The sequence below is a fragment of the Streptomyces sp. NBC_01622 genome (assembly GCF_045209635.1).
Taxonomy (GTDB): Bacteria; Actinomycetota; Actinomycetes; order Streptomycetales; family Streptomycetaceae; genus Streptomyces.
Genome location: NZ_CP109293.1, coordinates 11,244,804 through 11,255,608, shown reverse-complemented (window position 1 = coordinate 11,255,608; position 10,805 = coordinate 11,244,804). Strand labels below are relative to the sequence as shown.

General features: G+C 70.0%; 10 protein-coding genes and 1 pseudogene. 10 read left to right on the top strand and 1 reads right to left on the bottom strand.

Features of this window, described 5'->3' with window-relative positions; translation table 11 throughout:
* Position 1 precedes the first annotated feature (1 nt).
* The 8 genes and pseudogenes from OH768_RS51980 (at position 2) to OH768_RS51945 (ending at position 7,509) form a co-directional block, all read left to right on the top strand.
* Complete coding sequence (locus tag OH768_RS51980; RefSeq protein ID WP_406464531.1) at positions 2-679, top strand: SRPBCC family protein; 678 nt, start codon at positions 2-4, stop codon at positions 677-679.
* On the top strand, positions 676-1,338 hold the full coding sequence (locus OH768_RS51975; RefSeq protein ID WP_406464529.1) for an isochorismatase family protein: 663 nt from the start codon (positions 676-678) through the stop codon (positions 1,336-1,338). Before OH768_RS51980 ends, OH768_RS51975 begins: the two co-directional genes overlap by 4 nt.
* Positions 1,339-1,371: 33 nt before the next feature.
* Positions 1,372-2,220 carry an alpha/beta fold hydrolase gene (locus OH768_RS51970; RefSeq protein ID WP_406464528.1) on the top strand — a complete coding sequence of 283 codons (849 nt, stop codon included), beginning with the start codon at positions 1,372-1,374 and terminating at the stop codon, positions 2,218-2,220.
* Between the two features lie 74 nt (positions 2,221-2,294).
* Entirely contained in the window at positions 2,295-2,777 is a 483-nt protein-coding gene (locus OH768_RS51965; RefSeq protein ID WP_399121914.1) for a MarR family winged helix-turn-helix transcriptional regulator, read from the top strand.
* Between the two features lie 54 nt (positions 2,778-2,831).
* Positions 2,832-3,599 (top strand): aspartate/glutamate racemase family protein, encoded by a 768-nt coding sequence (locus OH768_RS51960; RefSeq protein ID WP_406464526.1) that lies wholly within the window; start codon positions 2,832-2,834, stop codon positions 3,597-3,599.
* Between the two features lie 365 nt (positions 3,600-3,964).
* Positions 3,965-4,380, top strand: a pseudogene (locus OH768_RS51955) (hypothetical protein).
* A gap of 628 nt (positions 4,381-5,008) precedes the next feature.
* Positions 5,009-5,146: a hypothetical protein gene (locus OH768_RS51950; protein ID WP_406464524.1), complete on the top strand. Its 138-nt coding sequence runs from the start codon at positions 5,009-5,011 to the stop codon at positions 5,144-5,146.
* A 251-nt stretch (positions 5,147-5,397) separates the two neighbouring features.
* Positions 5,398-7,509 (top strand): pentapeptide repeat-containing protein, encoded by a 2,112-nt coding sequence (locus OH768_RS51945; RefSeq protein ID WP_406464522.1) that lies wholly within the window; start codon positions 5,398-5,400, stop codon positions 7,507-7,509.
* 428 nt (positions 7,510-7,937) lie between these two features.
* On the opposite strand, the gene OH768_RS51940 is transcribed toward OH768_RS51945, so the two are convergent.
* Positions 7,938-8,849, bottom strand: a complete 912-nt coding sequence (locus OH768_RS51940; RefSeq protein WP_406464521.1) for a LysR family transcriptional regulator — start codon at positions 8,847-8,849, stop codon at positions 7,938-7,940.
* Positions 8,850-9,116: 267 nt separating this feature from the next.
* On the opposite strand from OH768_RS51940, the gene OH768_RS51935 reads away from it, so the two are divergent.
* Positions 9,117-9,749, top strand: coding sequence for an NADPH-dependent F420 reductase (locus OH768_RS51935; protein ID WP_406464519.1), 633 nt, complete (start codon positions 9,117-9,119; stop codon positions 9,747-9,749).
* 92 nt (positions 9,750-9,841) lie between these two features.
* Positions 9,842-10,780 carry an SDR family oxidoreductase gene (locus OH768_RS51930; protein WP_406464517.1) on the top strand — a complete coding sequence of 313 codons (939 nt, stop codon included), beginning with the start codon at positions 9,842-9,844 and terminating at the stop codon, positions 10,778-10,780.
* Positions 10,781-10,805 lie beyond the last annotated feature (25 nt).

The window sequence follows — 10,805 nt, the reverse complement described above, 5'->3', positions numbered from 1 at the left end:
CATGCGGCTCACCAACACAGTGCCGGTCAATGCCTCCCCGGACGACGTCTTCGCCCTGATGAACGACGTCGAACGGGTCGCGTCCTGCATGCCGGGCGCGGCTCTCGACGGGCAGGACGGCGACACCTGGCGGGGGCGGGTGAAGATCCGGGTCGGTCCCATCAGCGCCTCCTACGCGGGTACCGTCCGGTTCCTGGAGACCGACGCCGAGAAGCGGCGGCTGCGGGTGCACGCGCGCGGTACGGACACCCACGGCAGCGGGGACGCGGAGGCGGAGGTCGCGCTCGAAGTCCTCGCGGCACCCGAGGGAGCGCTGCTCCAGCTCTCCACGGACCTGGTGATCCGCGGCAAGATCGTCCAGTTCGGCAAGGGCGCGATCGTCACGGTGTCGGACCGGATCCTCCAGCAGTTCGCACGGAACCTGGGGAGCCTGCTGGACCAGGACCGGGCGACCGGGCCGTCTTCGCCCGCGGCCTCGACTCCGACGACTCCCGCAGCGGCCCGGTCGGCCATCGCCCAGGACTCCGGCCTCGACGGCCTGGCGATGCTGCTCGGCCCACGGGCCGCCAAGTACGGCCTGGCGGCAGGGGTGTTCGCCCTCGGTGTCCTGGAGGGCTGGCTGCTCGGCCGACTCGGCGCCCAGGCACGGGAGTTGCGAGCATTGCGGAGGACGTCATGAGCGAGCCCCGGTACGGGCAGGAGACGGAACGGACCTACGAGCGGGCCGGGTTCGGCGCACCCGTGCGCCGCGGCAGCCGCCCCGCGGTCATCGTGGTCGACCTCACACGCGGCTTCACCGAACCGGGCTTCCCCTCGGGCGCCGACCTCACCGAAGTCGTCGGTGCCACAGGCAGGTTGATCGCGGCGGCGCGTCCGGCCGGCGTACCGGTGGTGTTCACCGCGATCGCCTACACACCGGCCGAGGCAGCGGGCGACGCCGTCACCTGGCTGCACAAGGCGCAGGGCATGCGGAGCCTGGTCGAAGGCGGCGACGAGGTCGCGCTGGACCCACGGCTGCCCCGGGCGCCGCAGGACCACCTGGTCGTGAAGAAGGGTGCGTCCGCGTTCTTCGGTACGTCCCTGGCCGCCCTGTTGACCGGCCTGGGCCGCGACACAGTGCTGGTGTGCGGGGCGACGACCAGCGGTTGTGTACGGGCCACCGCCGTGGACGCCGTGCAGTCCGGGTTCTCGGTGCTGGTGCCGAGGGAGTGCGTCGGGGACCGCGCGCAGGGTCCGCACGAGGCGAACCTCTTCGACATCCAGGCCAAGTACGGCGACGTGATCGACGTCAAGGACGCCGTCGGCTACCTCGACGGACTGCCGAGGACAGCCCCGTAACCCCCTTGCTGCTCCGCCCACTTGGAGATCCCCATGCCCCCACCCACCCGCCTGCTCTCGCAGTCCGCACTCGCCGATCTCGCCGACGTCCCCGCCACCAGCCGCTGGGTCCACTCGGGCGGCACACGCCTGCACGTCCTGGACTACGGAGGTGACGGCGTCCCGCTCGTCGTGCTGCCCGGCATCACCAGTCCGGCCGTCGCGATGGACTTCGTGGCCCGCGAACTGATGTCTCTCGTACGGCCGTTGGTCGTCGACGTCCGTGGGCGCGGGCTGTCCGACGGCGGCGGATCGTACGGGCTGGAGGAGTACGCCGAGGACACCGAGGCCGTCGTCGCGGGCCTCGGTCTGCACCGGCCGGTCCTCTTGGGGCACTCCATGGGCGCGCGGATCGCGGCCGTGACCGCCGTCCGGGCCAAGGTGGCGCTGCGGGGCACCGTGCTGTGCGATCCGCCGATGAGCGGCCCCGGCCGCGGGCCCTATCCCACGCCCCTGGACGTCTTCCTCGACCAGCTGGCGCAGGCGCGGCGCGGTACCGACGCGGACGAGGTGGCCCGGTCCTGGCCGCGCTGGCCGCGCCGGGAGCAGGAGCTGCGGGCCCGCTGGCTGGCGAGCTGCGACCCGCAGGCCGTCACGGCCACGCACCGCGGCTTCGAGAGCGAGGACTTCTTCGAGTGGTGGCCCTCCGTGCCCGGGCCCACAGCACTCCTGTACGGCGCGGACAGCCCGGTCGTCACCGCGCGGGGCGCGGCGGAGGCGGCCCGGCTGCTGCCGTCGGCCGTGCTGGCCGAGGTCCCGGACGCCGGCCACATGCTGTTCTGGGACAACCCGAGCGCCGCACTCGCGGCCCTGCGCCAGGTGCTGCGCCCGATGCTGGTGTGACGTCGGCGCGCGGGTTCCCGGAGATCGCCACTCCGGCCGACGACTCGATCAAGTGCCGTGCTTAAGTGGGCTTCATGGGTGACGAAACCACAGCCCCGACGTCCACGCCTCCCGGGCCTCCCCCGGAGCTCACCGCTGCGCCCGGCTACCAGGTCCGCCGCCTCTACCAGGCGTATCTGGCGGTCTGGATCCGTGCCGTCGACCCGACGCTCACGGGCCCGCAGTTCGCCGTGCTCCAAGCCGTGGACGCGGCGCCGGGGAGCGACCAGCGTTCCATGGCGTCAGCGGTCTCCCTGGACACGTCGACGATGGCGGACGTCGCCCGGCGCCTGGAGAACCGGGGCCTTATCGTCCGCAGGACGGCCGCGGACGACGGCCGGCGCAAACTGCTCTATCTCACAGAGGAGGGCGAGGAGACCCTCCACGACGCGAACCTCCGCGCCCGACAGCTCGACGAGCGGCTTCTCGAGCCGTTCGGACCGGAGCAGCGCGAGCACATCATGCACCTGTTCACGTCCCTCGCCGATCACTGGGAGGGACTCACCGAGGGCTCCTGACTCCGCGGCGGCGGCTTCCGGTTCCCCGGTGGCCGACCACACCCGGAGGATCCCGTGTCCGATCACCACATCGGCATGATCGTGCCCAGCTCGAACCTGACCATGGAGACGGAACTGCCGCGCATGATGCGACAGCGGGAGTCCCTGGTTCCGGAGGACCGGTTCGTCTTCCACAGCAGCCGTATGCGCATGCGGCACGTCACGCCCGAGCAGCTCCGCGCCATGAACGCCCAGACCGGGCGCGCGGCACTGGAACTGGCCGACGCCCGGCCCGACGTGGTCGTCACGGCCTGCCTCGTGGCCATCATGGCGCAGGGGCCGGGGCACCACTGCACCGCCGAGGACGAGATCACCGGAGTGCTGCGCGCCGAGGGCTCCCAGGCCCCCGTGGTGTCGAGCGCGGGTGCTCTGCTCGACGGCATCAGGGCCCTGGGAGCCGGGCGGGTCGCGATCGTCACGCCGTATCTGAAGCCGCTCACGCAGCTCGTGGCCGACTACATCGAGGACGCGGGCATCGAGGTGGTGGACGCGCTGAGCCTGGAGGTACCGGACAACCTGGCCGTCGCCCGCCTCGACCCCGCCGACCTGCGCGAGCACTGGCGGCGCCTGGATCTGTCACGGGCCGACGCACTCGTTCTGTCCGCCTGTGTCCAGATGCCTTCGCTGCCGTCGATCCAGCCGGTGGAGGAAGCGGCGGGACTCCCCGTGCTCTCGGCGGCCACCGCGACGGCGTACCGCGCCCTCGTCGAGCTGGGCCTGCCCGCGGTGGTTCCCGGCGCGGGCAGCCTGCTCAGCGGCGAGGTCGAGGCCGGAGCGCGGTAAGGGGCGGCCACGACGGACAACAGGAGAAACGGTGAACTGCTCACACCTCGTGCCGCTCGCCGGGGCCGGGGACCCAGGCGCCTCCCAATGGACAGCGAAGGAAGGGAAGTTGGCTGCGAACGACACTCCGCACGCAGAGATCGGCCTTTCGGCCAGGAGCGAGCACCTGCGGGGTGCTGCCTATCGTTGTGCGGCCCGCCTTGCCGAGGCGAGATGGCCGACGCATCCGTGCCGCGTGGGCCGCAGGTACAGTTCTTCGACGCCACGTATGACGACATGTGGTCCGGTCAACGACGGGCAGCCGGGGTTTCCCGCACGCCTCGATGAGACAGAGCAGCAGGTGAGACGATCTTGCCGCGGCTGGTGTGATCACGGCGAGGGAGCCTTCCTGGATAATCCCGTTCTCCGGGCCGAGTGCGCGCTGCTTCCGCAGGCCGATTACCGCGGTGCGCCGCGAGGGCGGGGATCCGGTACGCAAGGGCCGTCCCTGGAGGCTGACGCCTCAGGACCGCGTGCCGCTGGTGACCGCTTACTGGCGCACGGACTTGACGCTGCGCCTGCCGGCCTCGCTATTCGGTATCGCAGGATCGCCGAACAGCCCAGAAACTACCGATACTCCACCAACCACCAGGTTGTCATCGACGCCGACACCCGCCGGGTGGTCGTGGTCGGCCGATTGACGACCTGGAAGATCCTCCGCGACTGCCGCCTCAAAGGCTTCGGCGTCCATCACGCCATGCTCGGCATCGCACGCTTGTACAACCTCACCCTCGACGGGTAGGCCGGGCGGCCCACAACCACACCAACCCGTAGTGGCTTTGTCGATGTCGACTGGGCTCTGGCAACACCCTGGCCTGTTAAACACCGAGGTGAGACCGCGTGCTGTCGCTGGCCGACAGGCGCTGCCGCTACTCACGTGCACAGCCATCACAGATCATTTACCAGCACGACAAGGGCCGAATCACCGACAAGACCTGGTGGGTCCGAGCCTGAGCATCGACGCCACCGAACGCGACACGCTCCCCCAGTAACCGGTTGGCTGCCCCGACCAGCCGATCACCGTCATCCTCGCTCGCTGAACGGGCGGCCGGGTCCGCCGCTACGGGGGAAAGCGGCGGACCCGGCCACCACCCACCGTCGCACACCCACCCTTCCGTCCGCAGGAGTTCACCGTGCCGGCGTCGTCCGCGTTCGCGGACCGGCACTGGGACAAGGGGCTCCAGTGCGATCAGACCCACATGGACCGGCGGAACATCCCACCCCGGTACAGCAACGGTGACCTCGGCTGGAACCCTTTCTCCGGCGAGCACAACATCAAAGCCTGCCAGGGTCATCAACGCGGCCCTGTCCAGGAGAGTGGATGTGAAGCGCGGAGAGCGCCTCGACCGCTTCGGCATCGCTCTCGACCGGTGGCCTGTCCCCACGACGAGACCATCGAGCGACAGGCTTACACCACGCGGCTGCTGCTCGACCATGTCCACGCCCCCGTCGTCCCGGCCGTCTTCCTCTGCGGTGTCCTGCCGAAGCGGACGCAGTGCGGATCGTGACCGGCCCGCCCACCACCTGGGAACGTCGGCGGGCAGATCGTGCAGGAGATTCCACTGGCAGACGACGAAACGATGACCGCGCCACTGATGCTCGGCTGGACATGGACGCTCGCGGTGGGGGTATCGGGGCCGACCCCTCGCGGCCGGCCCGGGCGCCGTGAAGCAGCCTCGGTCCGTCACCCCCGTGCGGCGTCAACCAGCCTGTGGAATGGCGCTGTTGGTGATCGACGCCCGACCCATATCGTTACCGCATGTGGTCATACGCGGTGTGGGGGCTGGTCGGTGCCGCCCTGTACAGATGTCTTGTCGTCCGGGCTGCCGTCCTGCGCGACGAGGACCCGTTCGCGCACCGGTACGGCCGGTGGGACTACCCCGACGGGCCCGGCGCCGGCGCCCTCGTCGCGGGCCTGTGCGTGCACGCGCTTCTGGGTGCGGCGGTCGGCTGTGCGGCGGCGACTCTGGCCGGCACGGCGGGGGCGGCGAATGCGGTCAGGCCCCTGATCGCGCTGGTCCTGGGGGTCGTCACCCCGACCGTGTTCAAGCCGGTCGGTCGGCTCGCGCTCCGGATCCTGATACCCGATGCCCTGGACGGGGGAACGGAGATACCGCTGACCGACCGCCGGTACTGGAACACGCGGCCCGGTCACCCTCCCGTGGCCGCCGACGGACCGTACCCGTGGGCCGCCGAACTGGCCCGGCGCATCCGTGCGCAGGAGGTGGCCCGGCCGGTCAACCTGAAAGGCGCCCACCTCAACGGGGCGGACCTGACCGGGGTGGATCTGCCCTGGGTCTACGCGCAACTGGGCACACTGCCGGGGGTGTGCCTTCGGGAGGCGAACCTGTCCCGGAGCTTCTTCTACGTGGCGAATCTGATCGGCGCCGACCTGACGCGGGCTCGCCTGGACGGCGCGGAACTGGGCTCGGCGAGGCTGGTCCGGGCACGGCTGACAGGTGCCGATCTGACCGGGGCGGACCTGACGCACGCGAAACTGCTGGAAGCGGACCTCGCGGGAGCCCGGCTGCGCGGCGCGGACCTGCGCGGTGCCGTGCTCGTCCGGGCGAACCTCACCGGTGCCGACCTGGCCGGGGCGCGTCTTGAACGGGCCGACCTGACGGGTGCCGACCTGAGCGGCGCGGAGCTGACGGGCGCGAACCTGGCCGGGGCGCGGTGGACGTCGGAGACCGTCTGGCCCATCGGGCCGGCCGACCGGATGCGGGACGATTCGGAGCTGCTCTTCGATGACGTGTACCGCGTGCACGGCTGGTCGCCCGAGCCCTTCAAGACCAAGGAGAAGAGCCAACCTCCGTTCTTCCAGCGGCTGTTGATCGCCTTCTGCGATGCCGCCCCGGCGTTCCGGCCGCTGTGCGCCGGTGACGTCGGCCGCGGCAAGGAGACGCTGGCCTTCTGGCGCGCCAGGCCTGTCGTCGGGCGGGACGGCCTCAGGAGTGCGCTGAAGTCCGCGACGGCCGTTTCCGGGGCCTCCCTGTCAGGCGCACAATTGCACGCAATCGACCTCGCGGGCGTGAGCCTCGCCGGAACGGATCTCAGCCGGGCCGACCTCACGAAAGCGATCCTGACGGGCGCCGACCTGAGCCGGACCGACCTGACCCGGACACGTCTGACGCAGGCGAATCTGTCGGGAGCCAAGCTGAAAGGCGCGAACCTGGCCGGAGCGAACACCGTCAGCGCGGACGTGACCGGGGCGACCCTGGCCGGCGCGAACCTGGCCGACGTCTATCTGGTGGGCGCGAATCTGTCCGGTGCCTGCCTGACCCGTACGAACCTGACCGGTGCCCTGTTCTCGGGGACGAAGTTGACCGGGGCCGACCTGACCGACGCCGACCTTACCGATGTCGCACTTGACAAGGCGGACCTGCGCGGCGCGAAGCTCCTGCGGGCCCAGCTGACCTCCGCCCACCTGAGCGAGGCCGACCTGACCAAGGCCATCCTCACGGAAGCCGACCTGACCTGCGCCTATCTCTTCCATACGGACTTTTCCCAGGCCCGGATGGTGAAAGCCAGGCTCACCCTGGCCTACCTGTACGACGCGAAGCTGACGGGCGCCGACCTCACCCACGCGGACCTGGCCGGAGCCCATCTGACCGGAGCGCGCCTCAGAGGGGCCAAGCTGGTCGGAGCCCGGCTGCGCGGCGCGGACCTGATCGGGGCCGACCTGAGTGGAGCCCGCACCGACGGCGCCGACTTCGCGGAGGCGGTCTGGTCCAGCACGACCAAGTGGCCCGGCACGATCGTCAACACCATTCGGGCCCGCTCCGAAACCGCCCCCGACGGCACCTTCCGCGTACGCACCACCACCCCCGGCAAGCACCACTCCCCCAGCGCGGGAACCTCCGAACGGTAGACGGAAGCCGTCCAAGAACCTCCGCAACCTGTTCGACCGACTCCACTTCCCCGCCGCGACAGATGACCCTCTGGCCCACTGTTGCGGTACCGACCGGCCGTCACGCTGATTCCCGGTACCCCGTGCGTCGCCCGTCTTCATGAGAACGCGGCCGTGGCCGAGCAGGTCCTGCCGCCACCGCGCTCGATCCGGTGTCCGGGTGCGGCGAACGGGTTCAGCGAGTCGACCGCGACGTACTGCTCGCAATGGCTGTTCGGGGGGCCGCAATCGACTGGTCCCCACCGGGGGGAAGGACTCCCAGTGTTAAACCCTCCGCGCCGCAGCCCGACTTCTGCAAATGGGCCACGCCCCGCCCCTGCCTCGATCAGTCGGCGACGCTGTCCCCCGGCACGTACTTCCAGTCGGTCTCAGGGGGTCAGCCGAACTGCTCAAGCGTGCCTTGTGACGGCGTCGCCTCCGAGCTGCCACATCTCGTAGTTCCCACATTCTGCCGTGATCTCGGCCGCCGACTGGGCCGCAGTGACGAAGTCATCTACCACCGGCGAGGTGTGGGATGCCGCCACCGCGAGGCACACCTGGTCGGGCGCCAGATCCGGGATGGGCACATAGACGACGTCCGGATGCGAGTAGAACACGGACGCCGAACGGGCCAGGAAGGAGATGCCCCGGCCGGCCGCGACATGCTCGAGCGTCTCGTCCACCCCGCGCACCGGGTACCCGGCATTGGGGAGCGGGCGCTTGGTGGGCTGTGTGCTCGGGTCACCGTGCCAGACCAGCGTTTCGCCGGCCAGGTCGGCCTCGGCGACCTCCTCCTTGCCGGCCAACCGGTGTCCGGCGGGCAGCACCGCCACCAGCGGCTCGGTGTACAGCGGGGTGACGCGCAGGCCGGCCTCGTCGATGGGCAGCCGCACGTAGCCGACGTCGATACGGCCGTCGAGCAGCATCGCAGCCTGGTCGTCCCCTTCGATCCGCTGCACGTCCACGACCACGTCCGGGTGCCGGTCCTCGAACGCACGGGCCGCCGGGGTGACGGCAACGCCGGCCCGGAAACCGACCATCAGCCGCCGCTTGCCGCCGGCGGCCGCGGACACCCGGCGGCGGACCGCGTGGGTTGAGGCGAGCAGCGGACCGGCGTCGGCCAGTAGTTGCCGGCCTGCATCTGTCAGCTCCACGCCGTGGCGATCCCTGGTGAACAGCGAGACGCCGAGATCCTGTTCGAGCGCACGGATCTGCCGACTGAGCACCGGCTGCGCGATGTGCAGTTCATCGGCGGCGCGGCCGAAGTGCAACTGGTCGGCCACAGCGACGAAGTAACGCAGTTTGCGCAGGTCCAGATCCATGGCGCCCCCAGCTGGTGATGCCTCCAGGGTATCACCACGGCCGAAAGAAGTCTTGGACGCCCACTCAGGCCAATGGCAACCTGAATAGGTACCTAATGGTCCGAGCGAATTCGGCACAAGAATTCGACATCGGAGGTCCCAGGCCCAGAATTGGCGCATCAGGAATTGAACGCCCCCATCGCGTCATTCGACGGCGTCGACGACACAACCGTTAACAACGACGGGGCGGGCATGGCGTCCTATCCAGCTCCAGAAAGCAGGAACTCCATGAGCAGCATCAGCATTATCGGCCTGGGGAACGCGTCCCGCGCTCTGGCCGCCCGGGCGCTCGCCGGCGGCAACGCAGTCGAGATCATCGGCCGCGACCCGGCCAAGGCCAAGGAATTGGCCACTGCGCTCGGTGGCGCCACTGTCGGGACGGCCGGCACCACCCCGGCCGGGGACATCGTTGTCCTCGCCGTGCCGTACGCCGGCGCGGCGGCGGTGGCGAGGGAGTACGGGGACGCACTGCGCGGCAAGATCATCGTTGACATCACCAACCCCGTAGCCCCCGACCTGCAGGGCTTCGTCGTCCCCTACGACAGTTCCGGCGCACAGGAGATCGCCAAGGCGGCTCCCGACGACGCGCATGTCGTCAAGGCGTTCAACACTGTGTTCTCCCACGTTCTGGAGGCCGGCCCGGCCGAGGATCGCCCTCTGGACGTGTTCATCGCCGGCGACGACGCGCAGGCGAAGGCACGCGTGTCGGCGTTCGTCGAGAGCCTGGGGCTGCGCCCCTGGGACACCGGGGAACTGTTCATGGCGCGGGCACTGGAGAACGTCGGCCTGCTGGAGCTGGGCCTCATGAACCACTCCGTCAAGCACACCAATTTCTCCCTCGGCATCACCCTTCTCGGCTGATCACACCCCTTACCCCTGCCTTTCGTGTCGCGTTACGCCAGTTCACTTGCGGCACGAAAAGACCCTGCACCTACCCTCACAAGGACAGTCAGATGCGCGTATTCATCGCTGGGGGGACCGGCCATTCCGGTTCGTACATCATCCCCGAGCTCATCGCCGCCGGGCACGAGGTCACCGGCCTGGCCCGGTCGGACGCGGCCGCGGCGGCCCTGTCCGCGCTCGGCGCGAAGGTGCGTCGCGGCGACGTCCAGGATCTCGACGGGCTCAAGAAGGCAGCCTCGGGTTCCGATGGCGTCATCCACGTGGCCCACAGGCAGGATCTGCTGCCCTCAGGTGGGATGGACGCCGTGGCCGCTGCGGAGCTCCCGATCATGCTCGCGTACGGCGAGGCACTGGCGGGAACCGGAAAGCCGCTGGTCACTGCGGGAAGCATCGGCTCACCCGGGCAGCACTTGGGCCGACCGGCCACCGAGGAGGACCCGGCCCTCCCCGCCGGCGAGGAGCACAAAGGCACCCTGCGGGTCCGCAACGTCGTGGAAAGGGCCGTAGTCGACCTCGCCGAGCAGGGGGTGCGGTCTTCGGTCGTGCGGATCGCCACCATCGCGCACGGCACGACCGATCGTGCCGGCTTCCTCCCCACGCTGATCGCGCTCGCGAAGGAGAAGGGTTTCGTCGGCTACCCCGGGGACGGCGCGAACCTGTGGAACGCCGTGCACATCCGCGATGTCGCCTCCTTGTTCCGCTTGGCACTGGAGAAGGGGCCAGCTGGCAAATACTGGCACGCGGTTGGGGAGGGGGCCATCCCGTTCCGCGAGATCGCCGAGGCCATCGCCAGCCGTCTGGGCCTGCCCGGCGTGAGCGTTCCCAACGATGCCCTGATGACGCCGGGGTACTTCGGGTTCCTCACGAATATCGTCACGCAGAGCTACCCGGCGTCCAACCTCATCACCCGCCGGACCCTCGGTTGGGAACCCGCCCGGCCCGGCCTGCTCGCCGATCTGGACAACGGCCACTATTTCCCCGCCGGCTGACGGCGGGAACCGGGATCGAAACGAG

Coding starts and splice junctions, on each gene's coding strand:
- OH768_RS51980 (WP_406464531.1), top strand. CDS start 2: ATGCGGCTCACCAACACAGTGCCGGTCAATGCCTCCCCGGACGACGTC.
- OH768_RS51975 (WP_406464529.1), top strand. CDS start 676: ATGAGCGAGCCCCGGTACGGGCAGGAGACGGAACGGACCTACGAGCGG.
- OH768_RS51970 (WP_406464528.1), top strand. CDS start 1,372: ATGCCCCCACCCACCCGCCTGCTCTCGCAGTCCGCACTCGCCGATCTC.
- OH768_RS51965 (WP_399121914.1), top strand. CDS start 2,295: ATGGGTGACGAAACCACAGCCCCGACGTCCACGCCTCCCGGGCCTCCC.
- OH768_RS51945 (WP_406464522.1), top strand. CDS start 5,398: ATGTGGTCATACGCGGTGTGGGGGCTGGTCGGTGCCGCCCTGTACAGA.
- OH768_RS51940 (WP_406464521.1), bottom strand. CDS start 8,849: ATGGATCTGGACCTGCGCAAACTGCGTTACTTCGTCGCTGTGGCCGAC.
- OH768_RS51935 (WP_406464519.1), top strand. CDS start 9,117: ATGAGCAGCATCAGCATTATCGGCCTGGGGAACGCGTCCCGCGCTCTG.
- OH768_RS51930 (WP_406464517.1), top strand. CDS start 9,842: ATGCGCGTATTCATCGCTGGGGGGACCGGCCATTCCGGTTCGTACATC.